Origin of the sequence: Hymenobacter sp. YC55 (genome assembly GCF_029433095.1) — a bacterium.
Classification (GTDB): domain Bacteria; phylum Bacteroidota; class Bacteroidia; order Cytophagales; family Hymenobacteraceae; genus Hymenobacter.
Map to the genome: position 1 here is coordinate 508075 of NZ_JARNTX010000004.1, position 26124 is coordinate 534198.

General features: G+C 52.9%; 22 protein-coding genes and 1 tRNA gene. 10 read left to right on the plus strand and 13 right to left on the minus strand.

Annotation, left to right across the window (positions count from 1 at the left end):
- The first annotated feature begins 101 nt into the window (after nt 1-101).
- The 4 genes from P1X16_RS24765 to prmA all read left to right on the plus strand — a co-directional run bounded on the left by P1X16_RS24765 (nt 102) and on the right by prmA (nt 3240).
- On the plus strand, nt 102-905 hold the full coding sequence (locus P1X16_RS24765) for a hypothetical protein (protein WP_277234831.1): 804 nt from the start codon (nt 102-104) through the stop codon (nt 903-905).
- Between the two features lie 82 nt (nt 906-987).
- Nucleotides 988-1755, plus strand: a complete 768-nt coding sequence (tpiA, locus tag P1X16_RS24770) for a triose-phosphate isomerase (protein WP_277234833.1) — start codon at nt 988-990, stop codon at nt 1753-1755.
- A gap of 114 nt (nt 1756-1869) precedes the next feature.
- The gene (locus P1X16_RS24775) at nt 1870-2253 is read left to right on the plus strand and encodes a DUF6150 family protein (RefSeq protein ID WP_277234834.1); all 384 of its coding nucleotides are present in this window, start codon (nt 1870-1872) and stop codon (nt 2251-2253) included.
- 156 nt (nt 2254-2409) lie between these two features.
- Nucleotides 2410-3240, plus strand: coding sequence for a 50S ribosomal protein L11 methyltransferase (gene prmA / locus P1X16_RS24780; protein ID WP_277234836.1), 831 nt, complete (start codon nt 2410-2412; stop codon nt 3238-3240).
- Nucleotides 3241-3323: 83 nt separating this feature from the next.
- Here the strand turns inward: prmA and P1X16_RS24785 are convergent, their stop codons facing one another.
- Nucleotides 3324-3665: a hypothetical protein gene (locus tag P1X16_RS24785; RefSeq protein ID WP_277234838.1), complete on the minus strand. Its 342-nt coding sequence runs from the start codon at nt 3663-3665 to the stop codon at nt 3324-3326.
- Between the two features lie 312 nt (nt 3666-3977).
- Here P1X16_RS24785 and P1X16_RS24790 point away from each other — a divergent pair, with 312 nt between their 5' ends.
- The 4 genes from P1X16_RS24790 to P1X16_RS24805 all read left to right on the plus strand — a co-directional run bounded on the left by P1X16_RS24790 (nt 3978) and on the right by P1X16_RS24805 (nt 12133).
- Nucleotides 3978-9350 carry a hypothetical protein gene (locus tag P1X16_RS24790; protein WP_277234840.1) on the plus strand — a complete coding sequence of 1791 codons (5373 nt, stop codon included), beginning with the start codon at nt 3978-3980 and terminating at the stop codon, nt 9348-9350.
- 171 nt (nt 9351-9521) lie between these two features.
- On the plus strand, nt 9522-10163 hold the full coding sequence (plsY, locus tag P1X16_RS24795) for a glycerol-3-phosphate 1-O-acyltransferase PlsY (protein WP_277234842.1): 642 nt from the start codon (nt 9522-9524) through the stop codon (nt 10161-10163).
- A gap of 15 nt (nt 10164-10178) precedes the next feature.
- A complete protein-coding gene (locus P1X16_RS24800) occupies nt 10179-10679 on the plus strand; it encodes a DUF2199 domain-containing protein (RefSeq protein ID WP_277234844.1) in 501 nt (166 codons plus the stop codon).
- 86 nt (nt 10680-10765) lie between these two features.
- On the plus strand, nt 10766-12133 hold the full coding sequence (locus tag P1X16_RS24805; protein WP_277234846.1) for a dipeptidase: 1368 nt from the start codon (nt 10766-10768) through the stop codon (nt 12131-12133).
- Nucleotides 12134-12234: 101 nt separating this feature from the next.
- On the opposite strand, the gene P1X16_RS24810 is transcribed toward P1X16_RS24805, so the two are convergent.
- The 4 genes from P1X16_RS24810 to P1X16_RS24825 form a co-directional block, all read right to left on the minus strand.
- Nucleotides 12235-12822, minus strand: coding sequence for a porin family protein (locus tag P1X16_RS24810; RefSeq protein ID WP_277234849.1), 588 nt, complete (start codon nt 12820-12822; stop codon nt 12235-12237).
- A gap of 136 nt (nt 12823-12958) precedes the next feature.
- Nucleotides 12959-13660 (minus strand): porin family protein, encoded by a 702-nt coding sequence (locus P1X16_RS24815; RefSeq protein ID WP_277234851.1) that lies wholly within the window; start codon nt 13658-13660, stop codon nt 12959-12961.
- 148 nt (nt 13661-13808) lie between these two features.
- Nucleotides 13809-14477 (minus strand): porin family protein, encoded by a 669-nt coding sequence (locus P1X16_RS24820; RefSeq protein WP_277234853.1) that lies wholly within the window; start codon nt 14475-14477, stop codon nt 13809-13811.
- Nucleotides 14478-14639: 162 nt separating this feature from the next.
- A complete protein-coding gene (locus P1X16_RS24825) occupies nt 14640-15383 on the minus strand; it encodes a porin family protein (protein WP_277234855.1) in 744 nt (247 codons plus the stop codon).
- Nucleotides 15384-15773: 390 nt separating this feature from the next.
- On the opposite strand from P1X16_RS24825, the gene P1X16_RS24830 reads away from it, so the two are divergent.
- Nucleotides 15774-16706, plus strand: a complete 933-nt coding sequence (locus tag P1X16_RS24830) for an acyloxyacyl hydrolase (protein WP_277234856.1) — start codon at nt 15774-15776, stop codon at nt 16704-16706.
- Between the two features lie 22 nt (nt 16707-16728).
- On the opposite strand, the gene P1X16_RS24835 is transcribed toward P1X16_RS24830, so the two are convergent.
- Nucleotides 16729-17760 (minus strand): quinone-dependent dihydroorotate dehydrogenase, encoded by a 1032-nt coding sequence (locus P1X16_RS24835; protein WP_277234858.1) that lies wholly within the window; start codon nt 17758-17760, stop codon nt 16729-16731.
- Nucleotides 17761-17999: 239 nt separating this feature from the next.
- On the opposite strand from P1X16_RS24835, the gene P1X16_RS24840 reads away from it, so the two are divergent.
- Nucleotides 18000-18075: transfer RNA gene (locus tag P1X16_RS24840), tRNA-Lys, on the plus strand.
- A 113-nt stretch (nt 18076-18188) separates the two neighbouring features.
- Here P1X16_RS24840 and P1X16_RS24845 read toward each other — a convergent pair.
- The 7 genes from P1X16_RS24845 to P1X16_RS24875 form a co-directional block, all read right to left on the minus strand.
- Nucleotides 18189-19727, minus strand: coding sequence for a YifB family Mg chelatase-like AAA ATPase (locus P1X16_RS24845; RefSeq protein WP_277234860.1), 1539 nt, complete (start codon nt 19725-19727; stop codon nt 18189-18191).
- A gap of 210 nt (nt 19728-19937) precedes the next feature.
- Nucleotides 19938-20546, minus strand: coding sequence for a D-sedoheptulose 7-phosphate isomerase (gene lpcA, locus P1X16_RS24850; RefSeq protein ID WP_277234862.1), 609 nt, complete (start codon nt 20544-20546; stop codon nt 19938-19940).
- A 3-nt stretch (nt 20547-20549) separates the two neighbouring features.
- Entirely contained in the window at nt 20550-20966 is a 417-nt protein-coding gene (locus P1X16_RS24855) for a hypothetical protein (protein ID WP_277234864.1), read from the minus strand.
- A 131-nt stretch (nt 20967-21097) separates the two neighbouring features.
- On the minus strand, nt 21098-21454 hold the full coding sequence (locus P1X16_RS24860) for a hypothetical protein (protein WP_277234867.1): 357 nt from the start codon (nt 21452-21454) through the stop codon (nt 21098-21100).
- Nucleotides 21455-21735: 281 nt separating this feature from the next.
- The gene (locus P1X16_RS24865) at nt 21736-23583 is read right to left on the minus strand and encodes an ABC transporter ATP-binding protein (RefSeq protein ID WP_277234869.1); all 1848 of its coding nucleotides are present in this window, start codon (nt 23581-23583) and stop codon (nt 21736-21738) included.
- 66 nt (nt 23584-23649) lie between these two features.
- Nucleotides 23650-24009, minus strand: coding sequence for a hypothetical protein (locus P1X16_RS24870; protein ID WP_277234871.1), 360 nt, complete (start codon nt 24007-24009; stop codon nt 23650-23652).
- Nucleotides 24010-24187: 178 nt separating this feature from the next.
- Nucleotides 24188-26011 carry a hypothetical protein gene (locus P1X16_RS24875; RefSeq protein ID WP_277234873.1) on the minus strand — a complete coding sequence of 608 codons (1824 nt, stop codon included), beginning with the start codon at nt 26009-26011 and terminating at the stop codon, nt 24188-24190.
- Nucleotides 26012-26124: the final 113 nt, after the last annotated feature.

The following is a 26124-nucleotide window of genomic DNA, read 5'->3' on the forward strand; positions in this document are numbered from 1 at the left end:
AAGAAGTTGAATGCAGACGCCTATGTAACTTTGAAAGAAGAACTTGTATTATATAGATTATGCGTTGAGAAGCGCATTGCTATTTAACAACCTTGCATCGTATGTCGTCTACTTTTACTTCTCCCTACGCCATAGATGAGTTTGCGCCGAACCGTTTGTGGCGGTGGTTGGCGGCCCTTGCTGTGCTTGGCAATATTGGCCTCAACTACTATTCCAACGCCTTCCCATTCAATGGGCAAAGTATGGGTACAGTTTCGGGCAAGTATCCTACTCTGCTAACCCCTGCCGGCTATGCTTTCTCTATTTGGGGGCTGATTTTCCTGTCCTTAACGGTGTACGTGGTTTGGCAATTGCTGCCTGCTCAGCGTTCCAACCCCTTGCCCGACGCCGTAGCACAACCACTTACGCTGGCTAGCATCGTTACCGCGCTATGGGTGGTGTTGTTTGCCTACGAGCGAATTTTGCCCTGCTGGCTGGCCATGATGATTATCCTCGGTGCGCTTGTTATGGCCTATGGTCGGGCACGGCGGCTGGTGCTAGCCGATATTGCTCCCCGTTGGGTTAGTGTGCCGTTTGCCTTGTACTTGGGCTGGATTTCGGTGGCCTTTACTATTAACAGCATCATCGGACTGCGGCAGCTAGGCTGGGAGCCCGATTTAAACCTAGCTATGCTACTGGGACTGGTGCTACTAACAATAGTGGTTGGGCTTGGGCTACTCATTAGCCGCGAGTTCAAGGAAGTAGCGTTTCCACTGGTGGTAGCCTGGGCCCTGATTGCCATATGGGTAGCACAACGCCATACGTATCCTGAACTCAGCTGGGCCGCTCTGATAGGGGCGGGCATTGTGGCCTTGGGCGGCTTAGTGCTGGCTTCGAGCTGGGGACGACGCATGGTAGAGGTTTAATGCCGTTGGTTTGAAAAACACCGGTTAGGTTGGGCAGACCCGCTAACTTGCGTCAATCTTCTTTCACCTCAATTCGCCCTCCATGCGTAAGAATATTGTTGCCGGCAACTGGAAAATGAATACCACCTATCAGGACGGTCTTGCCCTGGTATCGGAAATCACCAATATGGTGCAAGACGAAGTTACCGGCCCCAACGGGGTCGAAGTGGTAATCTGCCCGCCATTTCCATTCCTGTTTGCTATTGGCAAGCAACTGCCTGCCAGCAGCCGCTTCCACTTAGGCGCGCAAAACTGCAGTGAAAAAGAAAGCGGCGCCTACACCGGCGAAGTATCGGCTAAAATGCTACAGTCGGTAGGGTGCGAGTACGTGATTCTCGGCCACTCCGAGCGGCGACAGTATTTCCGCGAAGACGACGAACTCCTGAGCCAGAAGCTGAAAGCCGCCTTGGCTGCCGGGCTGAAGCCCATCTTTTGCGTAGGCGAGTCGCTGGAAACCCGCGAAGCCGATGACACCTTCAACTTCATCAGCAAGCAGTTGAAAGACGGACTGTTCCATCTTTCCAACGAGGAGTTCGATCAAGTGGTCATTGCCTACGAACCCATTTGGGCCATCGGGACGGGCAAAACCGCTACGAGCGCCCAAGCGCAGGAAGTACACGCTTTCATTCGCGAGCAGATAGCCCGCGCCTATGATGCCGAAGCAGCTTTGAACACTACCATCCTCTACGGTGGCTCGGCCAATGCGCAGAATGCCCGCGAGTTGTTCAGCCAGCCCGACGTAGATGGCGGCCTAATTGGCGGCGCTTCTCTAAAGTCACGCGACTTCACTGAAATTATTAAGTCCTTCTAACCAGAGTGTGAAATACCCGCTGTTATGCACATGCGTAGCAGCGGGTATTTCGTGTTTAGGTTAGACTATTTTCGGCCAGATAATTGTCAGACAGTATATCTCTTCCTTGCTACTATGCTTGCTGAATTCCTCGTATCTGGCCTGTTGGCTCTAAATCCGTTTGCAACACCAGCACCTCGCGTGCCTTTCGTAACTGCGGCGCCCGTGGGCTCCATCGAGCCGTGTCGTATCTACGGTACAGTGTACTTAGAGCGCGACCCGCGGCGGCGCAGTGCCTGCTTCGGAGTGGTATACGAGGAGCCGGATGAGGCTTTTGCTGATGTACTGGTATTTGCAGAAGACAACAAGCTTTTCGCCGATAAAGCGGGCCTATGGTATTTCACCGAAGCCCGCGACTTTGCCGATTACGTGCTGTTTGTATCCAACAAGCGCGAGCTAGCTGATTTCAGTGTGCACTACACCAAAGTGCGTTCCTTTGCCGGCTGCCGCAAGCAGTAGCCTGTTGTTGAATTCGTGCAAAAGCCCTTTCCCGACTAGTGAGGGAAAGGGCTTTTGCATGAGCTACAGTAGCACTATCCGTTCGACGGGGTTTTTCCACGAACTTTGTCGCCCGGCCCAGCCGGTTTTATTCAGTTTCTCCTCTGTTCTTGACTTATGGATTTTGTAGAAGTGCGTGTAGTGGCCCCGCGCGAACTGGCCGACATATTGGTAGCAGAATTAGCCGAAGTAGGCTATAATACCTTCGAGGACAACGACGAAGGCTTCTGTGCCTACATTGACGAAGACCAGTTTACGGCCGATGCCGTGGCCGAAATCATGAGCCGCTATGAGGGGCAAGGGGAATTAGGCTATGAACACCGCGTGATTACGCGTCAGAACTGGAATGCCGAGTGGGAAAAAAACTTCAAGCCCTTGGTTATTGCCGATAAAGTGTCGGTACGGGCGCCTTTCCACGAAGCTCGCCCCGACCTAGCCTACGAAATCGTGATTATGCCGCGCATGTCTTTCGGTACCGGCCACCACGACACCACAGCACTTATGATTACCAACCAGCTCGACATCGACCACCAAAACAAGCGGGTGTTGGATATGGGCTGTGGCACGGGGATTCTGGCCATCATGGCTGTTCACTTAGGCGCCAGCTACGTGCTGGCCGTGGACGTAGAGCCCTGGACTGCCGAAAACGCCGCCGATAACGCCCAGGAAAATAACGTGCAGGACAAGGTAGAAGCTCGTCTCGGCGACATCACGGCGTTGGAAGGGGAGGAGCCCTTCGATATTATTCTGGCCAACATCAACCGCAATGTACTTCTAGAGGATATGGGCGCGTATGGGCAGTACCTAAAGCCCAACAGTCCAATTTTATTCTCGGGTTTCTACGAAGAAGATCTGCCCCTTATTCGCGAAGCTGCTGAAAAGCACGGCCTACGCTACGAAAGCCACCGCACGCAGAATGATTGGGTGTCGGCGGTGTTTTATAAGTGAGGAATCAGCAGACCGGAGCTAGGAGCTGTACGGATTGATTGCTCCACACTTTTAACTTCTAGCACCGGTTTGCTAGCTTCCTATTAAAGGCAAAGTGCCAGCCATTCTTCATCAGAAAGGCCATAGTCAATGGGGTTCTCATGAACCAACGACCGATTATCAAGTTTGGGAAGGACATTCTGGGGAGGAACCAAGTAGTGGCTAGCCAGACGGTCGAGAGCGGCACGGCCCCGGCGCACGATAACTGTGCCGCATTCGGGCCGCTCTTGCACCACCGGATCAACGAGCAGCAGCAGGTCGCGCCACTCGGCCACGGTAGCTGACGACTTTCCTAAGCGTTGGGTAATGTCGTCACGTAGGTTTTGTACTACGCGCAGCAGCGCGTTCGGGGCAAGGGCGGAAAGCCGGGAAGCAGCGTTATGCATAGCAGTTAGGAAAGAAGGTACACTACAAGGTACGCGGATGACGTTTGGAAAGATACCGTGAAGTAAGACGACAACCGACAAGTAGCAGAGAAATAATGTAACTCTTGCTGAGCTTTTTTCAGATGCCCCTTGTTGGCGGTCTACAGCTGTTTTTGATGCCCAATTGCATCGGACTCAGCAGTTTTGTAGGATGGTAGGCGGTTGGAATAGTGCAAAACCACAAAAATCATCGTTGCCTGCAACCCAACCCAAATAGTATGGCGACTATTACCGAAATTGTAGACGACTAATCAGGTTCCGACGGAATTTTCTATGAAGCAAGCTATTCTCAGATGGCTTTGCTTGGTGCTGTTAGGGGTGAGTGCCCCGGTCCTGGCCCAGCAAAATAAGCCGCAACCATCCAAAACGCAGCCAGCCACTCCGGCTGCCGCGGCCGCTTCGGCGGTGCCTAAATTTTCCGGTAAATTTTCAGCCGATCCTGCTCAATTTATACAGGACGTGCAGCTAATGATGGCCACCACCAAAAACGCTGCGGCCATCGGTTCGGGAGTCCGGCTGCAACAGCTTTGGGCCAGCAATAAGCTAACTGCCACTCAGCAAGGTAAGATTGTGGCATTGTCGCAGCAAATGCTGGCTTTGGGTTACAAGCCCAAGCCACACTTCGAGACAATGTTTAATGGCTTGATTGCCGGAGCCACGGTGCAAAACATGTCCGATCAGCAGATGGACGGGCTGTTGGATGTGCTAACCAAAACGGTAGTTAATATTCCGGGGCCAGAAGCCGCCAAGTTCATTGCTTCCACTACGCAATTTCTGCAAACCAAGATCCTGTACAGTTCCCGCTACAACAAGCTGCGAGTAGGTACGGGCTCTTTCTCGTTTGCCTACAACGAACAGGACATGCCAAGCATGGCGCCCGCACCAGCGCCCGTAGCAGCGCCGGCCCCCACGCCGGAGCCTGCACCTGCCAAACCTGGGGCCAAGCCAGCCGCCAAACCCAAAGCCGCTCCCAAGAAAAGGAGCAGCGACGGCTGGGACACCGCCGACCTGTGGAGCAGCGGTGGCAGCAGCGGCTGGGGCGACAGCAACGATGGTTGGAGCACGCCCGCCAAGAAGACGCCTACCCCTACTCCTAAAGCCGGCACTGCCGCCAAGCCTGCCGCCGCACCAGAACCAGTTTTTACGCCGGCTCCCTACTTCGATAACTACATGGCGCCGCCTACGCGCGGGCCGGTACTGGTGCTGAAAGATGCCGACTTGATTATCTCGGCTAATGGCGACTCCGTTACTATCCGCAAAACGAGCGGCGCTGTGGTGCCTCTTACCAATCAGTTTGTGGGTTACGGTGGGCAATACGTTTGGCAGGTGAACAACAATCCCGCTACTGCCGACCTCAACAGCTACGATTTCGACATTACCCACGCCGAGTTCAAGGCTGAGCCAGTTAGCCTAACCTATCCGGCCGTGCTAGAGACACCCATAAAAGGCGCGTTATCCTATAAAAGCATAAAGAAAAAGCCAGGCTCTACCGACACGGGTTATCCACGCTTTATCTCACTCACCAACGATGCCCGCGTCAAAAACATCGGCAACAATATTCGGTACTACGGAGGCTTCTCTCTATCGGGAGGGCGTGCGTTGTCGGCTTCACTCGATGGCTCGTTGTCGCGCATTTTCGTTGACTTAGATGGCAAACCTAAGTTCCGGGCATCCAGTCGGGCCTATGTGCTCGGCGACTCGGTTATTACGGCTGAGCGTGCGGCGGTAACCATCTTCGAAGACAAAGTAGACTCACTCACGCACCCTGGCGTGAAGCTTAAGTTTTCCAAGAAAAGCCAAGTGTTGCAGTTGGCTCGTGAAAACGGCCTCTACAAATCCACGCCCTACTTTGACTCTTACCACCAGATGGAAATCACGTCGGAGCTGCTGACGTGGCCGATTACCACGCCCAACATCGAATTTGCTATTCTCACCGCCAAAAACCAGGTGACGGCTAGCTTCGAAAGCAAGGAGTTTTATACCAACACCCGCTACCAGCAAATCAAGGCCATCAATAAGCTGCACCCCCTGCAAATGATAGTGGGCTACAGCTTAGAGAACAACAATGTGCGGCGCTTCACGGTGCAAGAAGTGGCCACCTTCCGTAAGCTGCAGCCAGCCAACGTCCGCTCGGCAGTGGCGGGCCTAGCCCGCGACGGCTACGTCGATTGGAATCCGCAGACGCAGCAAATAACGCTGCGCCCGAAGGCGCTGCACTACGTCAATTCGTCGAGAGGCAAGAAAGACTACGACCACATTGCTATCAAGAGCTTGTCGCCGGCCGGCAAAAACGCCACGCTGAACCTCACTACCAACGACCTGCTGGTGCGGGGCGTGGACCGCTTCAACTTCTCCGATGATTCGGTGACGGTGTTCGTGAAGCCGGATTCCAGCATCATTCACATTCAGAAAAACCGGGGCATCCTTTTCAATGGTACGGTAGTGGCCTCAGCCTTCGTATTCAAGGGTAAGGAGTTTAAGTTCGACTACGACGGCTTCTTCATCGACCTTGCGAAGATTGACTCTATCATCGTTAAGGGCAGGAACTCGAAGGGTTCGGTGATGAAGGCGCGTAAGGAAACCGACTTCACCTTGACCAACAAGAAAAAAGAATCGGCCGGTAAGCTCTACATCAACCACCCCAACAACAAGTCGGGCCGCAAGAAGCTCGGGGCTTATCCGTCGTTCGACGCTAGCACCGGGGCATATGTGTTCTTCGACAAGCCTGAAGTGTTAGGCGGCGCATACGACACGACTGTTTACTTTGACATTCCGCCGTTCAAACTCGACTCGCTCAACAACAAAAACCGCTCGGCAGTAGGCTTTAAAGGAACATTCGTGTCGGGTGGGATCTTGCCTGACATCAAAACCAAGCTGACGTTGCAGGAAGACGGTTCGCTGGGCTTTAACTACGATCTGCCGAAGGAAGGCGTGCCCGTGTATGGTGGCAAGGCCCGGCTCTTCAACAAAGTGCGGATGAGCAACCAGGGTATCCAGGGCATAGGTGACATAAAATACCTAACCAGTACTCTGCAAAGTGACCAGTTCGTTTTCTACCGAGACTCGGTGGTGACGGTGGGTAAGTCGGGGGTAATACAGCCAGGGCCGCTCAACGGGGTGGAGTTTGCGAAAGTAAACCTGCCCCTTGGTTACCAAATGAAGTGGGCGGTGAAGTCGGATTCTATGTACCTGACCAGCCAACCCAACGGTCAGCCCATGAAGATGTATGGCGACCAGTACGGCTTTAAAGGCACTGCCACGCTTACGCCGGGTGGCCTCTACGGCGACGGCCGCATGGACGGGCCGCAGTCGTTTATTCGCTCGCCCAAGATTGTGTTTAAGCCTACCAGCTATACCGGCAATAAGTCAACGTTGAGCATCAAGTCGGCAGAAGTGAACAAGCCTGCTCTGACGGCGAACAACGTGGCGTTTGCCTTTGATGTAAAGGGCGCCAACGCTGTCTTCTCCCGCGAAGAAGGCGACAACAAGTCCAGCATCGACCTGCCGTATTCCGACTATAAGACCACACTTTCGGGTGGTAAGTGGGACTTCAAGAAAAAGAACGTGCAGCTGAAAGTGGCGCCTGGTGCCGACTCCACCCGCTCGTACTTCTATTCCACGAAGCCCGAGCAGAACGGCTTGAAATTCCGGGCTGCTACCGGCGAATACGACTTGTCGCGCTACCGCTTGGTGGCTGGTGGCGTACCCCGTATTGCATCTGCTGACGCCTGGATTGAGCCTGATTCCAGCAAAGTATACATCTTGGCTAACGCTCAGATGCGCGGTTTCAAGAATGCGAACATCGTGATGGACACCTTGACCAAGTTCCATCAGCTCTACAAAGGGGATGTGCAAGTGGTGTCGCGCAATGCTTTCACCGGCAATGCCCTCCATAGCTACAAAAATGCTGCTGCCGATTCGTTTGCCATCAAGTTCGCCAACTTCCAGGTTGACTCGACGGGTACCGGATTGTTGGCGGGCAAGGTGGCGAAAGGTGGCAAGAGCCTGCTCAAGAAGAGGCAAACTGATGAACCAGTGGCGCCGGCTACCTTGGCAGTAGCCAATATTCAGGCCGCCGACAAGTTTCATCTGGCGCCTCGAATTGCCTATCGGGGCGGCATCAATATGAATTCCAAGAAGCGCGGCTTCACCTTCGATGGTCAGGCGCGGCTGGAGTTTAGCAATAAGCCCAGCTCGGCAGAGTGGTTTGCGGTGCAAGATACCATTGACCCCAAAGGGGTACGCATTAAACTGCTAGAGCCTAAAACGGAAGAAGGGCTGCCCATGCTGACTGGACTATTCATGTCGGATCAAAGCAGCAAAGTGTATCCGCTGTTCGTGGCTGGTAAGCCTACCGCCACCGATATGAACTTGTTCACCACGAATGGCTATCTCACCTTCGATCAGAAGAAACGGGTCTTCACAATTGCCAACCACGACCTCTCCGACCCCAATATCTACGAAGGCTCTGTGCTGACCTTCAACGATTCCACGGCCGCTATGAAGTTCCGGGGTAAGTTCAATCTTATCAATTCCAACAAAGACTACGGCATCACGGCGTCGGGCGTCGGAACGGCCAAGCCGGATAGCAACAAGTATGCACTGGATGCCTTCATGGCCTTCGACATCAACCTGCCCGAAAAAGCTGTGGAAGCCATGGGTATCGACATGGCCACCAACACCAAAGGCGCGCCGGAAGCGCTTAATGGCTCGCAGGAAGAACTGTACAAGCTCGGCGAGTTTGTAGGCAGCAAGGCAGTACAGAGCTACGCCGAGCGGCGCGGTAAGTACGAGCCTTTGCAGAAAATATCGCCTAAGTTCCTGCACACTGTGGTGCTTAACAAAGTAGATCTGCGCTGGAACGACAAGCTGAACGCCTGGTATTCGGTGGGTAAAATCGGGTTGGTGAGCGTGGGCAAGAAGGATATCAATGCCTTGATTGATGGCCACATCGAGATTCGCAAGGAAGCCGGGGCTGACTTGGTAGAGCTTTATTTAGAAGCTGAGCCTCAAACGTGGTACTACCTCAAGTACTCAGGATCGGCTTTGCTGGCGAAGGCGCAACACGGTTCGTTCGACGAAATCATCGGTTACAAAGCCAAGGGCGACTACAACACGGCCACCCAATACGGCTTCTATCTGGGCGACGACCAAGAGGTGCAGCAGTTCCTGACGCACTTCCGCAAAGACTACCTGAAAGAAGACCCGAAAAAGAAAAAAGTCGTTGTTTCTTCCGCGCCACAGGAAGTAGGCGAAGTCGAAGAGGATACCAGCAAAAAGAAAAAGAAGAAAGGCAACGAGCCTACTTTCGATGCCGATGGTATGCCGATTGACGAAGCCCCGGTTGACGCCAAGAAAAAGAAAAACAAAAAAGAGGAGGCCGCTGCTGCTGATCCTTTCGGCAGTGGCGACGCGGCTCCGGCCGCTGACACCAGCAAAAAGAAGAAAAAAGAGGAAGCCGCTGCCACTGAGCCTGTTGCTGACAAAGCGGCTCCGGTAGAAGAAACCAGCAAGAAGAAAAAAGACAAAAAAGCGGATGCTGCCGAACCAGCCCCTGACCCAGATGCTGATGCTCCCGTAGACAAGGACGCTGGCAAGAAAAAGAAAAAGAAGAAAGACGCCGACGACCCCTTCGGTGATTCGTAAGAAGTATACTAGCTCCGGCTACGGATGCCACCTTGAAAAGCCCCAACTACTAGTTGGGGCTTTTTGTATGCTGGTTTTTCGCGAGTTTCGCGCAGCTCTGCCGTATTTTCTCCTGAATAGCAGCAGAGCGCCTAACCGAGCCCGTAGAACTACCAACCCCACCAACTGCAAATGAACATTCCCATCATCCTCGGCCTCCTGTTTGGGGCTTATTTGCTCGGCTCAATCCCAACTGCTTTGTGGGTAGGTCAGCGTTTTTTCGGCCTCGATATTCGGGAACATGGCTCTGGCAACGCGGGTGCTACCAACACGTTTCGGGTGCTGGGCAAAAAGCCGGGTTCTTTTGTTATGGCCGTCGATGTGCTCAAAGGTTGGGCTGCTACTTCTTTGGCTACCGTTATGCTGCGGCAGGGGGCCATTCAGTCGGATCAACTGCTATACTTCCAATTGGCGTGTGGTGTGCTGGCCATTGTGGGGCATATCTACCCAATCTTCGCAGGCTTTCGAGGGGGGAAGGGAGTAGCCACGGTACTCGGTATGATGCTGGCTATTGCGCCGGCCACGGTTGGCGTCTGCATCCTAGTGTTTCTGGCGGTACTGGCAGTTTCGCAGTACGTGTCCTTGTCATCGATGACAGCGGGCGTCACGTTTGCCTTGTTGCAGCTGCTGCCTCCGTTCCGTCCTCAGAATCCGTTGCTGCTGTGGTTCGGGTTTATCCTGGCGGCGCTACTGATCTACACGCACCGAGCCAACATTGGCCGCCTCCGCGTCGGTACCGAAAGCCGGGTGCCGCTGCCTTGGAAACGGAAGTAGCGCTTTATCTGAGAAATGACTAGCTTCTTTTGTGCCTGCTGCGGGGAAACGCATGATTCTTTACCTGATATAGGCTTCGCTAAACCAGAGCCCTACTTTGATATCCCTGAGGCAGAGCGAGAGGCCAGGGTTCAACTCACTTCGGACACCTGTATTATTGATGAAGAACATTACTTCATCCGGGGTGTACTGGAAATACCCGTGCATCAACATGAACAAAGCTTTGGGCTCGGTGTGTGGATAAGTCAGAAGAAAGAACACTTTTACACCTATTTAGAAAACCCCGACACCGCTGAAATAGGGCCTTACTTTGGCTGGTTATGTTCCCGTGTTCCAGCTTTCGGTGACACGTACTTGCTGAAAACAAAGGCGCATTTTCAAGGCAGTACTATGCGCCCGTCGATAGAGCTTGAACCCACAGATGAACCCTTCGCAATAGCGCAACGTGAGGGCATTAGCCTAGAAAGAGCGTGGGATATTGTCCATGAATACCTTCCTCCAATTACTAAGAGTTAGTAGCCGTTTACCACTACAAACCAGTAAGAGCCTACCGTTTCGTTGGCTACTTTTACCCCGCATTCCCAACTAATCCAATTGCCCGCATGGCTTCTTACCTAGCAAGCAACCAAGAACGTTTCCTGACCGAGCTAATTGACTGGCTCCGTATTCCCTCCGTTTCTGCCGATCCTAAGTTTCAGGCCGATGTGCGCAAAGCCGCTGATTATTTGGCTGACCGCCTGCGGGAAGTGGGCCTAGAAAACGTGGAGCTGTGCGAAACTGCCGGCAACCCCATCGTGTACGCCGAAAAAATCATCGACCCTAGTCTGCCTACCATACTCGTATATGGCCACTACGACGTGCAGCCCGCCGACCCCTACGAGCTGTGGGATTCGCCGCCGTTCGAGCCTGTTATTAAGGATGGCAACATCTACGCCCGTGGCGCTTGCGACGACAAAGGGCAGGTATACATGCACGTCAAGGCGTTCGAAGTGATGATGCAGGAAGACGGTGGTGTGCCCTGCAACGTGAAGGTGATGTTTGAAGGCGAAGAAGAAGTTGGGTCCAATAACCTCGGCATCTTCGTGAAAGCCAACAAAGAGAAGCTAGCCGCTGATGTTATCCTGATTTCGGACACCGGCATCCTGGCCAACGACACGCCGAGCATCGAAGTAGGGTTGCGTGGCTTGAGCTACCACGAAGTGGAAGTAACCGGCCCCAACCGCGACCTGCACTCCGGCCTCTACGGCGGGGCGGTGCCCAATCCCATCAACGTGCTCTGCAAGATGATTGCCAGCCTGCACGACGAGAACAACCACATCACCATCCCCGGCTTCTACGACAACGTAGCCGAACTCAGTTCCGAGGAGCGTGCTGAAATGGCCAAAGCCCCGCACTCCGACGAAGAGTTCAAGCAAAGTATTGGCTTGAAGGATATCTACGGCGAGAAAGGGTATACCACCATGGAGCGCACCAGCATCCGGCCTACGCTCGATGTGAACGGTATTTGGGGTGGTTACACCGGTGAGGGAGCCAAAACCGTTATTGCATCGAAGGCCTACGCTAAGATTTCGATGCGCTTGGTGCCCCATCAAACCTCCGACGAAATCACGGCCCTATTTCAGCAGCATTTCGAAAGCATAGCTCCAAGTGGCGTAACAGTAGTGGTAAAACCGCACCACGGCGGTGAACCCGTAGTGACGCCAACCGACTCTATAGCCTACCAAGCGGCCGCCGATGCCATGGAAACCACCTTCGGCAAGCGCCCCATCCCGACGCGTGGCGGCGGTTCTATTCCTATCGTGGCCATGTTCAAAACCGAGCTAGGCCTCGACACGGTGCTACTCGGTTTCGGGCTCGATTCCGATGCAATTCACTCTCCAAACGAGCACTACGGCGTATTCAACTTCCTAAAAGGCATCGAGACTATTCCGCATTTCTACCACAACTACGCGGCAGCTATGAAGAAGTAAAGCTGCCGCCTTCAATACAAAAGACCAGTCTATATCTAAATATAGACTGGTCTTTTGTATTGAAGGCGGCAGGTCTTTAACGCATTAAACAGACACTTACGCTAGTAGAACGAGTACGTCAGGTAAAGCTGGAAGGCACTGTTGCGAATATTGTCTTGTACTGTCACGCTGCCAGTAGTAACTGCTTTCGGAATGTTGGTGAATCCACCATTGTAACGCAGCCCAATGCCTAAGCCGCTTTTCCGTTGGTAGCCTAACCCAAATAAATAGCCGAAGTCAACGGTATTTAAAAGAGACTTTACATCCGTACTTGTGTTGCCAGTTTTATTTTGAGCCGCTAGCAGGAACCCAACTTGCGGGCCTGCTTCAAAGAACAGTCCATCGGCATTGACGTGAAAGGCTAAGGGAACGTCCAAATAGCTTAGTCGGGTCGTCAGATCGGAGGAGGATGATTTCGCGCCTTTCTGTGAATAGATTATTTCCGGCTGAAATGCGAAAAGATCTGTTAATCCGATGTTGGCGAAACCACCGCCATGAAAACCGACAAGGCTTTTATCGTTTGTGGCCTGTTTACCTGCGTACGACGAGAGGGTTCCACCCACCTTTAAGCCAAGTGAAACGTCGCTTTGTGCTTGTACCGCACTAACTGAGCCGACCAACAATGAAAGGGAGAAAAGCAGTTTCTTCATAAGATGTGCCAAGGAAAAGCAGTGCAACAAACGCACGAAGCTATAACGAAAACCCGTGATGCTTCCTTATAAGTAAGGAAAGAGCCCCTTTCCATGATTGAAAAGAGGCTCTTTGGTAGCAAGTTAGACGAGTTTGCTATTTGCTTGGAATCAGGTAGCCGAGCGAGAGTTGGAAGGCGGAGTGACGAGCATTTTTCAGGTCGCCGTTGAAGTAGGTGCCATTGTCGCTCTTCACAAAGTCGCTGAAGGCACCGGTATAACGCAGGTTCAAGCTCACGCCGTTGTCGGCTTGGTAGCCAATGCCCGCCACGTACCCTAACTCGCTCCGCTTGAAGCCACTCAAATCTTTTTTATCCTGAGCTTCCACTACGGTAGGCGTGCCGTTGGGCTCACGAGTCCGGGTGATTTTAGTTTCGTCGTTGGCGCTGAGCAGATACGAATACTGCGGTCCGGCTTCTACTACAAAGCCACCCGCATTGATCTTAAGAAGGACGGGCACATCCAGGTAGTTGTAGTTGACTTTGCCTTCGCGCTTTTCGGTGTAGCCGACGCCTAACAGTGTGTTGGTGTAGGCAGTAGGCTTGTTTTCGAAGCCTTTTTGCGAGTAAAGAATTTCGGGTTGGATAGAGAAGAAACCGTCACCGGTGATGTCGGCGTTCAGCATTACGCCACCCAAGAAACCTGCTTTATTGTTGTAGGTGGTTTCGTGCTGGATGTTGCCAGCCAAATTAGAATAATTGGCGCCAGCCCGCAGGCCCAACCGTACGCCTTGTGCCCGTGCGGCCGAAACAGAAGCTAAAGTCAAGAAAGTGGCTAGTACAAAGGAGGTCTTTTTCATGAGTGCGAAGAGAACTAAGTGGGAAACTAGATGCACATGACCCGCCAAAATCTAAAAGTGTGCCAAGCGTGTTGTTGAGCTTACGTACAGACATGAAAAAAAGCCTCATCTGGTCTACAGATGAGGCTTTTAAGATTTGAATTAGTTGCTATTTGCTTGGCAGCAAGAAGCCAACAGAAGCTTGGAACACCGAGTTACGTGCATTGCGCGTATCAGCATCCTGGTAGCCATCCTTGCCGAAATCCGTGAAAGAACCGTTGTAGCGCAAACCCAACATCAAACCTCCTTCTGACTGGTAACCCAACCCGGCGGCATAACCGATTTCGTTGCGGTTCACGTCGTCGAGGTTGGCTGTACCAGAAGTTTGTGTTACCGGATTGCCGTTGGAAGTGACGCTGAAATCGTTTTTGACCTTCAGCAAGTAGCTGTACTGCGGGCCAGCTTCAAAGTATACACTGCCCGCCTTGACTTTCAGCAGTACCGGAACATCAATGTAATTGTACGTAACGTCGCCGTCATACTTTATTCTGTTGCCACCAATAGTAAACTCGTCGTCGGCGTAGCTAAAGCCTTTTTGAGAAAACAATACTTCTGGCTGCACGGAGAGGAAGCCATCGTCGACTAAGCCAATGTTGAGCATGAGGCCACCGTGGAAACCAAACTTGTTCTGATAACGATCTTCGTTGGTAAGATCACCGGAAAGGTTGGAAAGGTTGGCGCCGCCCTTAACGCCAATGCGGATACCTTGTGCGTGTACACTAGGAGCCGCCGCCACAGCAGCAACGAATGTGGCGAGGATGGCAATCTGTTTTTTCATGGTAACTAGAATAAAATGGGCAAAGACTATTGCCTTGTTAAACAGCTACTCTTACGTAAACGGAAAATTTTAGGCTAGCTAAGCTGAAGAGTAATGCAACAACAAAAAAGCCGGCTGCCCCTGTAAAAGAGACAGCCGGCTTTCTAAAGAAAACAATACCAGTTACTTGGTAGGAATCAAATAACCTACTTGCAGCGTGTAGGCGTTGTTGAATGCTTTTGGTTCGTTGTCGGTGTCCTTGGAATCAATCAATGAGTTGAAGCCACGGGCATAGCGCAAGCCAATGCTGATGCCACCTTCCGACATATACCCTACACCAGCCACGCCGCTGATGTCAACGTTCGATAGGTCGCCTTTGTACTTCTCTTTGCGAATACCGCCCAAGTAGTCAACGAACTCCGACCGATCTTCAACTTTGTCTTTGGTGCCGTCGGTGTATTTGGTAGTCGTCTGGTTTTTCACGCGTGAGCCAAACAGGTAGCTTACTTGTGGGCCTAACTCGAAGAACAAGCCACCAGCATTGATTTTAGCCAAAATAGGCAGGTCGATGTAGTGCAGAACCCGTTGCTGCTCACTTTCGATCTTGGAGACGTTGGCAGGCAGGCCAGTCTTTTGGTCGGATTTGATTTCGTATCCCTTGCGGTTGTACAGCAATTCGGGTGCTACCGAGAAAAAGCCGTCGCTGCTCAATGGAATAGTGAGCGAGATACCTGCGTTGTAGCCTAGCTTGTAATCACCGATGGAAGTGCTATAGCCAGTGCCAGTAAATTGCGACACGTCGTCGCCGGAAACGTTGGAATAAGTAGCGCCAGCCTTAACACCAATCCGGAAACCACCCGCGTCTTGGGCTTGAGCAAACGAGGCAGAAGCAACCGCTGCCACGGTGAGTAAGAGAAACTTTTTCATAAAAAAATTAGGGTGAGGTGGCAAACACAAATCAGCAGCACGAGCCTGAGCCAAAAGGCCCCGGTGGGCCGCTTTCAAGCAGTCATACCGCAAAACCTCCTTGTTATGTTACATATAATTGAAAAAATAATCTTATGTTGAGCTACGTCGCAGACTGTTAGAGCAATCCGTATTTTTGTGCTCTTCCATAGTGTTATCATGCGGGGTTCCGGGCTTTCTAGATTTATACTCGTTGGCATAGCTTTTCTGCTTGTATTTCCATGCTGGGCGCAGCAGCCCGCGGCAAAAGCACCCGCCGGACCGCTTATAATTGGCGCGTATGCGCAAGGCAGTTTTATTATTGCCCACACCCCGGCAGTTAAACACCTAGCCGTATCGCACCCTAGCGGGGTGGAACTGAATCTGCAACGGCAAACCAACGGTTCCGAGCCCTGGCACGCATGGTACCGCTATCCGCGTATTGGCTTGGCCTTGGTGTACTATAATTATCACAATCCGGTGCTGGACCGCTCGTATGCCGCCACCGCTTACATCAGCAAGAGCTTATTTCGGACGCCTCGGCAAGAGCTGAACTTTAGATTAGGCACGGGAGTGGCCTATTTCACTAATCCTTTCGACCTCGAAACCAACCACAAAAACTCTATTGTCAGCTCCCGTTTGAATGCTACCATGCAGATGCGGTTCGAGTACGATGTATCTGTAGCCGAGCAGTTGGGGTTGCTGGTTGGGTTGGGGCTAAATCATTACTCCAATGGAGCTACCACCAAGCCAAACTTCGGCATCAATCTACCCACGGTGTACTTGGGGGTAAACTATCATCAGCAGCGGCCTTTCGTGCCCGCCGTGGACGCTTCCAATGCTATGCCCACCGACATTGGCCGCGACTTTTTCAACGTAAGCACCAGCGTTGGTTTTAAGCAGCGTAGTCCGGTTGATCTGCGCAAGTATTTGGTGCAATCTGTGTCAGTGCTAGGAGGACGGCGCGTAAGCCGTAAAAGCAACGTGCTGGTGGGGTTAGAAGGCTTCTACGACCGCAGCCTCATCCCACAGCTTCGCGATACTGCCCGTACCACCGACAACCTGCCCGACGTAAAAAAAGCCGGCGTTGTGTTAGGGCACGAACTGCTGTTTGGCCGGCTGGCCTTCGTTACTCACTTGGGCTTCTATTTCTACAATCCCTACAAGTCCAATACCTTTTATTACGAGCGGCTAGGACTGAAATACCATTTCACCGACCGGATTTTCGGCGCGGTTGATTTGAAGGTTCACCGCGGTGCCGCCGACGTATTGGAGTTCAAAGCCGGCATGAAGTTCAACCGATAGGGTAGTTGGTGCTAAAGTGCGTTCAGTTAACCAAGCTCTGATTGATGCGCTTCACCAAACCCGGGCCTTCATAAATAAACCCGCTATACAGCTGTACTAGCGTCGCGCCGGCCGCCAGCTTTTCGCGCGCATCCTCAGCCGAGTGGATACCGCCCACCCCGATAATAGGCAGAGTGCCTCTCGAGTGCTGGTGCAAATACCGAATTACCTCTGTTGCTCGCCGGCGCAGCGGTTGGCCACTAAGGCCGCCTGCTCCGAGTGCCGTTACGTGGTTAGCATCGGTACGCAGCCCCGCACGACTGATGGTGGTGTTGGTAGCTACAAGTCCGCTAAGCTGCGTTTCGCGCGCAATCAATAGGATGTCGTCGAGTTGCGTATCCGTCAGGTCGGGGGCTATTTTGAGTAGCAGCGGCCGGGGCGTTGGCAGCGTGGCATTGCGTTCCTGGATTTCCTGCAGCAATTGAATGAGTGGCTCCCGTTCTTGCAACTGGCGCAAATTGGGCGTATTCGGCGACGACACGTTGACGACAAAATAGTCAACTACCTCATGCAGCGCCTCCACGCACGCCACGTAATCTTGGGCTGCCAATTCGTTGGGCGTGTCCTTGTTCTTGCCAATGTTGCCCCCAATAATAAGCTGTGAGTTGCGGCGTAAGCGCAAGCGGGCCGCTGCCGCAGTGGCGCCTATATTATTGAAGCCCATTCGGTTCACCAAGGCCTCGTCTTGCGGCAAGCGGAACAAGCGCGGCTGTGGGTTACCTGGTTGTGGCCGCGGCGTCACGGTGCCTATCTCCACGAAGCCAAACCCAAGTGCCGCTAGCTCGTCGGTTAGGTCGGCGTTCTTATCGAAGCCTGCCGCTAGTCCTACCGGGTTCTGGAACCGCAACCCGAATACCTCCCGCTCCAGCGACGGGTGCTTGAAGTCGTAGAGCTGGCGCAGCAGCGCGGCCGTGCCAGGCAGCCGATGGGCCCGCTTGAGGTTGTCGAAAACCAAATGGTGGGCCCGCTCGGCATCAAGCTGAAAGAACAGAGGTTTGAGAAAGGCTTTGTACATAACAGGCTGCAAATTATCTGGAGTACAAAGCTCCAACTTATTTAGTAGTGAAGCATAACAGAACTAGCAGCACTTAATAATGTAAAAAAATTGCTGTGGTAGACAATTGATATTGAGCGTTATCAGTTGCGAAGTACACATTTAGTGTGCTTAATAAGTTGTTAGAGTTTGGAGATTAGAAAGTGGTTCCGTACTTTTGCCATCCCATCCAGAAAATAGCTGTCTGGCATGTGGAAACCGATTCTGTAGCTCAGCTGGTAGAGCAATACACTTTTAATGTATGGGTCCTGGGTTCGAATCCCAGCGGGATCACCAAAACCCTTCTTGCAAGCTGCAGGGAGGGTTTTTTGTTGTTGGTTGAATACGAAAAGCGCCTAGATGAAGCTGCTTATATAGCTTTATCTAGGCGCTTTTCTTCTCGATGGGTATTAGCCTGCCCAGCCTTCCCGGTCGAGGCTGCGGTATTGAATAGCTTCGGCCAAATGCTCGATGCGTATTTCTGCGGTGCCCGCTAAGTCGGCTATAGTGCGCGCAACTTTCAGAATACGGTCGTAGGCGCGGGCTGAGAGGCCAAGACGCTCCATTGCCGTTTTGAGCAGCGTTCGGCCAGCCGCGTCAATTTCGCAGATGTCCTTTACCATTTGCGGAGGCATCATGGCGTTGGAAAATATGTCGGGAAACTTTTCGAAGCGTGCCGCCTGCACGGCCCGGGCCTTCTCCACTCGCAACTGAATGTCATGGCTTGTCTCTGACTTGCGCGTTTCCGTCATTTGGTCGAACGTAACGGGAGTTACTTCCACATGCAAGTCAATACGGTCGAGGAGGGGGCCGCTTACTTTGTTAAGGTAGCGCTGCACTACGCCCGGACCGCACACGCACTCCTTCTCGGGGTGATTATAATACCCACAAGGACAGGGGTTCATGCTGGCAATCAACATGAAGTTTGCAGGAAAGTCGATGCTGACCTTGGCTCGCGAAATAGAAACGCGTCGCTCTTCCAGCGGCTGCCGCATCACCTCTAACACGGTGCGCTTGAACTCTGGCAACTCATCTAGAAACAGCACGCCATTGTGCGCCAGCGAGATTTCACCCGGTTGCGGATTACTACCTCCACCTACTAGTGCCACGTCTGAAATAGTGTGGTGCGGTGCCCGAAACGGCCGTGTGCCAAGCAAAGAAGCATTGGTACCAAGCTTGCCTGCCACTGAATGAATCTTAGTGGTTTCCAGCGCTTCTAACATAGTTAGCGCGGGCAGAATGGTCGGTAGGCGTTTGGCCAGCATGGTTTTGCCTGCGCCGGGCGGCCCGATCATGATGACGTTGTGCCCGCCGGCAGCGGCTATTTCTAGGGCGCGCTTGATATTTTCCTGCCCTTGCACATCGGCAAAATCGGCTGCGTACTGGTTGGCCTCTTGCTGAAATATGTCGCGCGTATCCAGCACCAATGGCTCGATGTTAAGGCGCCCTTCAAAAAAGTCGATGGCTTCCTGCATGGTTTTGACCGGAATAACGTCGAGGTTGTTGACTATAGCCGCTTCTCGGGCATTCTCCTTGGGCAGAACGAAGCCTTTGAAACCTTCCTTACGGGCCTGAATAGCAATTGGCAACACGCCTTTGATGGGTCGCAACGCGCCGTCGAGTGCCAGTTCGCCCATGATGATGTACTCGGGTAGCCGCTCGGTGCTCAGCTGCTGAGAGCCATGTAAAATACCTAACGCAATAGGCAAGTCGTAGCTGGAGCCTTCCTTGCGAATGTCGGCCGGAGCCATATTCACAACCACCTTGGTGCGGGGCATCCGGTAGCCCCGAAACTTCAGTGCCGCTTCAATGCGTTGCTGACTTTCCTTGATAGCATTATCTGGTAGTCCTACTACGTAGAAATTGGTGCCTTGCGAAACGACTACTTCAATGGTAATTGTGTAAGCATTAACGCCCTGTACGGCCGAGCCGAAGGTCTTGGTAAGCATATAATCGATAAAAGAAAATAGAATGAATCCAACGAAGATAAAAGAAATACAAGACGAGCTATAAACGCAGTAATCGTTAACTGAAAAACTGATGCAATAAAATGGATGGGCTAGTAGCTAGCCGCCAATCAGTGCCCATACAAAAAGCCACGGCTGCCGCGAATTGAATAGGCGGCAGCCGTGGCTAGAAGTGTAAATTAAGCTGTTTAATTACTTGGCAACCAACTGCTCGATCAGCATAATGAGGATGTGGATGGCCTTGATATGGATTTCTTGTATGCGGTCGGCGTAACCGGTATGAGGTGCACGAATTTCAATATCACACAGGGCTGCCAACTTCCCCCCGTCTTTACCGGTGAGGCCTACTACTTGCATGCCAGTAGCTTTTGCCGCTTCTGCAGCACGTAAAATGTTAGGCGAGTTGCCGCTGGTGCTAATGGCAAGAAGCACGTCGCCGGGGCGGCCGAGCGCTTCCACGTAGCGGCTGAATATGTAGTCGTAGCCGTAATCGTTGGCAACGCAGCTCATGTGCGACGCTTCGGTGAGGGCAATGGCCCCGAGCGCCGGCCGGTCGTGGCGGTAGCGGCCGCTGAGCTCTTCGGCAAAGTGCTGAGCGTCGCAGAGGCTGCCCCCGTTGCCGCAACTCAGGAGCTTGCCTTTCTGCTGTAAACTAGTAGCCATAAGGCGAGCAGCTTGCTCGATGGCTATGAGGTTGGCCGGATCAGCTACGAAGCGGTCAAGTACAGTTTGGGCTTCAGTAAGCTCAGCCCGGATAAGGTCGGTTAGGGGAGTTGCATCGGTCACGACGCGAAGATACACGAGCTACGCTAGTGGACCGCCGTCACGGTCGGAGGTAAACGGCCGTGCTGGTGGAATGGGGGTGGGCGCCGTATACCCTTCGGGGTGCACTGTAGTGCCAGGGCGGGCGGCACCTACGTTGGCGCTCGTGCTGCGCTGCTCCAATTGCTGATCGTATAAGCGGGCTTTTAGTTCGTTGATTTTGCCTTCGCGCGAGGCTACATCTCGCCGTAGGATTACGCTGTCCAGGTTTTCAGTAATCAGCTGCAAGGTTAGCAGAACTGCCCCAACCAAGAACATGGCGTAATAAAACGCAGAAGCATCGTTGCCTGCTGTCACAGCCATTAAGCCGTCGCGCGAACCAGGACTCAGCAGTAGCAGCAGTACCAGCAGCAGATACACCATGACGAGAACGGTAACTAAACGTTTTAAAGCGAGCATAAGAAAACGATGCTAAAGTGGAGATCTAATGGCCCGTCGTACGCAAAAACGCAGCGGTCGGGTTAAATATAGGTTTTCGTTGATTGGAATTCCTTGCTACGGTCGAGCTTTTGCTTCCAGCCGATGTCCAATCAACGCGGCGTGGTAGCTCTTATGTTTTGCAAGGAATCTAGCCGCTTCCGAACAACCTTTAGCTTTTGCAACTCGATTTGAAATAACGCGCTGGTTGGTTGTTGTTCGAGCGAGTCGAGCAAGCGTCGGGCGGTTGTGGTGTCTTGTTGGTTGAGCAGGGTGTTTGCCCTCAGCAAGGCATTATCGTAGGCATGACTAGCAGCTATTTTCTGTTGCAGAGCGGTAGCTGCCTGTTGTTGAGGAGAATTCTGCGCATGACGATAGGTGCGCCACAGCCATCGGCCAGCCTGCAAAATCAATAGCAGCACAATAATAGTGGCTACGTGGCGGCGCACTGAGCTGGTGGAAGCTGCCATAGTTTGGTGCTAGCAGTCTGGTATGAAGGGGCTGTTGAGTCAGCTAGATAAGAGTAGAGCCGGCTACAACTACGAGCGCAGAGCATGCTGCCTCTGAGGCTCGTAGTTGCTCTTATAATTTTTAGTTACGGTCTTCCAGCATTGGTTCGGAAGTAGAATGAATATGCTACTTCGGACACAATGCCTAGGCACAAGACAAGAACTCAATGCAACCTTAAGCGGATTTCATAAAGCAGTCAATATTGCTTGCGCCATACTACTTTATAAATAACTATGCTACACTACACTAGCGCGGCGTTAGTAGCCTGGAGTTGGCTTAGGCGCTGATACAAGCCACCGGGCTGGCGCAGCAATTCGTCGTGGGTGCCGCGCTCGGCAATGCGGCCCTGGTGTAGCACAATAATTTCGTCGGCGTGCTGCACGGTGCTGAGTCGGTGGGCAATTACCAGTGAGGTGCGGTGCTGCATCAACCGAGTCAACGCTTCTTGGACCAGTTTTTCGCTTTCGGTGTCGAGGGCTGAAGTGGCTTCGTCGAGAATAAGAATAGGCGGGTTGCGCAGAATAGCTCGCGCAATGCTCAGGCGTTGCCGCTGCCCACCCGAGAGCCGCCCACCCCGGTCGCCGATGATGGTTTGGTAGCCATCAGGGGTAGCTGTGATGAAGTCGTGGGCGTTGGCAATGCGGGCGGCCTCTAGTACTTCCGCCTCCGTGGCGTTGGTATTGAAGCAAATGTTGTTGTAGATGGTATCGTTGAAGAGGATGCTTTCCTGCGTTACAATACCCATCTGCTCGCGCACCGAATGAATGGTGCAGTCACGCACATCATAGCCGTCGATGAGGATTTGGCCGCCGGTGGCATCATAAAAGCGCGGCAGCAGGTCGGCCAGGGTGCTCTTGCCCGAACCTGAGGGGCCCACCAGTGCTACTGTTTTGCCTTTCTGAATAACCAAATTGATGTCTTGCAATACGGGCGTATCGCCGTACGCAAATTGCAGGTTGCGCAGTTCTATTTGGTGCTTGAAAGGGGGCAGTACCTGCGCATCCGGCTTGTCGCGAATGGCGGGCTCGGTATCGATAATGCGCAGTACCCGCTCGCCGGCTACCAACCCGCGCTGAATATTGCCGAACGAGGAAGACAGCGCTTTGGCCGGCGTGAGGACCTGTGAGAACAGAATTACGTAGCCAATAAACGTTTCACCCGTTAGGCTTGACTGCCCACCCAAAATCAACAGACCCCCGAAGTAAAGCAGACCCGCTACCACCGTGACGCCCGCAAACTCGGAAAAGGGTGAGGCTAGGTCGCGCGTGTTGTCGATGGCGCGGGAAGTGCGGGCGTACAGGTCATTTTGCTGCGCAAACTTGTCCTTGATGTAGTCTTGGGCGTTGAATGCTTTAATAACCCGAACGCCGCCTAAGGTTTCATCAATCACAGAGAGCATAGAGCCGAGCGTGCTCTGGCTTTGTTGCGCTTGGCGCCGCAGCTTTTTGGAAATACCGGCTATCAGCCCGCCCGATATGGGCAACAACACCAGCGTGAAAAGCGTGAGCGGCACCGAGATATAAAATAGCAGCGCGAAATACGCAATGATGTTCAGCGGCTCACGAATAACGGCCGTCATGGTGTTCACCACCGACGTTTCTACTTCTTGTACATCCGACGTGAAGTGCGACATCAAATCACCTTTCCGCTCGTTGCCAAAAAAGCTAAGTGGCAAGCCAATAATGCGCTGATACAGGTCGTGCCGCAGGTTGTGGATAACCCGGGCCCGCACTTTGGCTAGTAGCCGAAAACTTAGGTATCGGAACACGTTGCTCAACAACACCGATACCACCACCACAGCACATACGAATGCCAACGCACCCATCTTGCCCTGGGTAGCTAGCACGTCGGCAAAAAAGAAGTTGAAGCTATCCTTCACCCAATCGAAGCTCGGGCGAAAAGCAGGCAGGTGGTCGGGTGCCTGTAAAGGAATCTTGTCGGTCTTGTCGAAAAGCACACTCAACAGGGGAATGATGAGCGTGAAATTGGCTAGCCCAAAAAAAATGTTCAGCAGCGTGTACAGTAAGTATTGCGGCAGAAAATTGGCCAGCGGCCGGGCGTAATGCAGAATGCGCAGGTAGGTCTTCATCGGAAGCAGCAAAGGTAAGGCATCTGCTAAGCTTAGTAACGGAGCGGCACCAAGCTGGTAAGCCGACTACTCTGCTTCGAAGACGGCCACTACTTCAATTTGCCCTAAAATGTGGCGGTTGAATTCAGCGAGTTCTTCGGCTGGCACCCACAATTCTTCGTGCTCCCGGTTGCCTACATTCTGCACCGGAAACGAGGCGGCGTAATCGGCATCGACGGCAAAGCGCAACACATAGCCTACGCCATAATAGGGTACGTTCCAGTCGCGCGCTATTTGAGCGGCGTATTCCTCGTTCAGCACTGGGTAGAAAATAGGCTGCTCCGGCAGGCGCGGCGGAAACTCCAGCCACCCCGAAGCGGCTATCAGATCTAGTTCCTGCTGATTAACTGGTCGATAGAGTAGTGTAGCAGCAGGCTCGTGGCGCATGTAGTACTTGTTAAAAGCTGAGTATTGAGTGCAGACAACCCGAAATTTGTTCTAGCAGCTAACATATTGCGACTGTCAGATACCCCAACCCCTGTCCCCTCTCTCAGAGGGGATGGGGTACCTGCAGGGAAGCAAAGTACTTCACCGGTTGCTGAAGCAATGATCTACAACGCACTTATTAAAACTCATGTAGCCGTTGCGCGATGTTCCAGCGCAAAGCAACTGATGGGAATACCGTGTTTTGAGTGGCAGCATCGGTGTATGACTGGCGGCGCACAATCAGCTTGGCATCCAGCCACAGGTTGTGCCGCGGCTGGTAAGTGGCCGTAAAATCGGCGTGAACTAAACGAGTACGGTTGCCTTGCCCTACGGTGTTGCCATATTCTTGCACCCTAGAATTGTAGGACAGCAGTGGGTTACCACCGTAATTGATGTTGGTGCCTACAGTATCTACCCGATCCAAGCCTTGCACCGTGTAAAACAGCTTGCCTACCAACTGCAAACGCGGAATCGGTTGGTAGCTCACTATGCCAAGCAATTCGTACAGATTGGCGCCCATGGGGTGAGCGAGAGGCTGCTGATAGTTCTGGTAATCCGTATAGCTGTCCTCGTGCTGATACGTGAACGGCCGGATGTAATTGAACTCTCCCTGTACATCAAGCGTGCGAATACCCGCCACATCTACGTACTTGGCACCCAGCTGGAATGCTTGCTTGTTGGCCCACCATCCGTTGCCGGCTCGAACCTCGCTCAGCTTGAATTCATCCAGCATCAACTGGCCGTAAAGCTGCGCTGTGTTTTTGATATTCCATTTAAAATCAAGCCCCACCACCGTATTGTCGGGCGAGCCAACTTGCTGCTCAACCGCCCGATAGAAAATGATGGGGTTGAGGTATTGCAGCTCAAACCCGCGGCGCTGGCTGCCCGGAATAGGCTGTCCTAAACTATCCCTTCTGAGGTTGCGGCCGCCTAGGATAGTACTTTCGAATACACCTACATTGAAAGTAGGCGTCACATCGAAGCTGAGGTGATGCAGCGCCATGTATTTCTTTTTATAGATGGTGTCTATCGGGCTGCCATTCCTATCGTAGGTGCGGTCGGCAATCATTTCCGTGAACAGATTCTGGTAGTTGAGCTTCCAGATGCGCGTGTTCAGCTTTAGAAAGAAATAGGGAGCACTGTAGTCGGAGAGGATGAGGGAGCGGTAGCCGTTGCCGATAAAATTTCGGTCGTGGCCCAGCTGTACGCCGATGTGTTTGGTAGCGGTATACGTGACGTAGCCACGGGCCGTAAAGAAGTCGTATTGATTGCCGCCAGTAACTTTGAAGTCTTTCCAGTAACCCTCGTGTGGTACTGCTCTGTCGCGCCGGATACGCTGCTGCACGTAGGCCGGCACGCCTTGCTGATTGTCGGCGAGGAACGTGTAGAAGCCTAGGCGCTCGTCGATGGTGCCTTCCACCTGCACACCGCGGGTATTGACGTAGCGCAGCCCATCCGTTTCCGAATCTTTGCCCGCCGACAGCCCAAGCACCGGGTTCACGCGCAGCGTGAAATCGGGAATAGATACACTGTAGAGGTCGGATTGGCGCTGATAGAAGTGCTTAAGCACCGGCCGGCGGCTTTGGTTAGGGGCGTCAGCTTGCGCGGAGTAGTTCCAGTTGTCGCGCAGCAAATACTCGGCGTTAAAACGGTCCTGTGCCGACAAATTAACGCTATCGGCCAGCATCCGCTGGGCTAGGCGTACTACGGCCGTGCGGGTGTACGGGCGCACCGATGTATGCAAGTTGTTGCCTATTGAGTCGCCGCCGTACTTGATAGCATATCGGTCGATGAGCCGGTACACGTCCACATCGAGCGGTACAGTATTCGGTGCCGTTGGAACGTCGGCTGTTGGAACTTGCGGCGGTGGGATAGGGCCGTCAAACTGCACCGACATGCTTTGGCCGGCGACTTGGCTAGCGAATAGGGCTTGAGAAGCTAAAAAGAGAAGATATTTTTTCATAAAACGAAGTCTGCTCTCTGAAAACGAGTGCGCAATGCAACAAACCTACGCACTTGCCACAAGAGTAAGATGCAGCAACGTGACTAAGTGGCTGTTCCGTATATCTGGCAAGC

What these genes read in the sequence shown, in the direction of transcription:
- plsY (WP_277234842.1), top strand. Translation starts at nt 9,522, where the DNA reads ATGAACATTCCCATCATCCTCGGCCTCCTGTTTGGGGCTTATTTGCTC.
- P1X16_RS24815 (WP_277234851.1), bottom strand. Translation starts at nt 13,660, where the DNA reads ATGAAAAAGACCTCCTTTGTACTAGCCACTTTCTTGACTTTAGCTTCT.
- P1X16_RS24810 (WP_277234849.1), bottom strand. Translation starts at nt 12,822, where the DNA reads ATGAAGAAACTGCTTTTCTCCCTTTCATTGTTGGTCGGCTCAGTTAGT.
- tpiA (WP_277234833.1), top strand. Translation starts at nt 988, where the DNA reads ATGCGTAAGAATATTGTTGCCGGCAACTGGAAAATGAATACCACCTAT.
- P1X16_RS24860 (WP_277234867.1), bottom strand. Translation starts at nt 21,454, where the DNA reads ATGGCAGCTTCCACCAGCTCAGTGCGCCGCCACGTAGCCACTATTATT.
- P1X16_RS24875 (WP_277234873.1), bottom strand. Translation starts at nt 26,011, where the DNA reads ATGAAAAAATATCTTCTCTTTTTAGCTTCTCAAGCCCTATTCGCTAGC.
- P1X16_RS24835 (WP_277234858.1), bottom strand. Translation starts at nt 17,760, where the DNA reads ATGTACAAAGCCTTTCTCAAACCTCTGTTCTTTCAGCTTGATGCCGAG.
- P1X16_RS24775 (WP_277234834.1), top strand. Translation starts at nt 1,870, where the DNA reads ATGCTTGCTGAATTCCTCGTATCTGGCCTGTTGGCTCTAAATCCGTTT.
- P1X16_RS24820 (WP_277234853.1), bottom strand. Translation starts at nt 14,477, where the DNA reads ATGAAAAAACAGATTGCCATCCTCGCCACATTCGTTGCTGCTGTGGCG.
- P1X16_RS24855 (WP_277234864.1), bottom strand. Translation starts at nt 20,966, where the DNA reads ATGCTCGCTTTAAAACGTTTAGTTACCGTTCTCGTCATGGTGTATCTG.
- P1X16_RS24825 (WP_277234855.1), bottom strand. Translation starts at nt 15,383, where the DNA reads ATGAAAAAGTTTCTCTTACTCACCGTGGCAGCGGTTGCTTCTGCCTCG.
- P1X16_RS24805 (WP_277234846.1), top strand. Translation starts at nt 10,766, where the DNA reads ATGGCTTCTTACCTAGCAAGCAACCAAGAACGTTTCCTGACCGAGCTA.
- P1X16_RS24785 (WP_277234838.1), bottom strand. Translation starts at nt 3,665, where the DNA reads ATGCATAACGCTGCTTCCCGGCTTTCCGCCCTTGCCCCGAACGCGCTG.
- P1X16_RS24790 (WP_277234840.1), top strand. Translation starts at nt 3,978, where the DNA reads ATGAAGCAAGCTATTCTCAGATGGCTTTGCTTGGTGCTGTTAGGGGTG.
- P1X16_RS24765 (WP_277234831.1), top strand. Translation starts at nt 102, where the DNA reads ATGTCGTCTACTTTTACTTCTCCCTACGCCATAGATGAGTTTGCGCCG.
- P1X16_RS24800 (WP_277234844.1), top strand. Translation starts at nt 10,179, where the DNA reads ATGACTAGCTTCTTTTGTGCCTGCTGCGGGGAAACGCATGATTCTTTA.
- P1X16_RS24845 (WP_277234860.1), bottom strand. Translation starts at nt 19,727, where the DNA reads ATGCTTACCAAGACCTTCGGCTCGGCCGTACAGGGCGTTAATGCTTAC.
- P1X16_RS24865 (WP_277234869.1), bottom strand. Translation starts at nt 23,583, where the DNA reads ATGAAGACCTACCTGCGCATTCTGCATTACGCCCGGCCGCTGGCCAAT.
- P1X16_RS24870 (WP_277234871.1), bottom strand. Translation starts at nt 24,009, where the DNA reads ATGCGCCACGAGCCTGCTGCTACACTACTCTATCGACCAGTTAATCAG.
- prmA (WP_277234836.1), top strand. Translation starts at nt 2,410, where the DNA reads ATGGATTTTGTAGAAGTGCGTGTAGTGGCCCCGCGCGAACTGGCCGAC.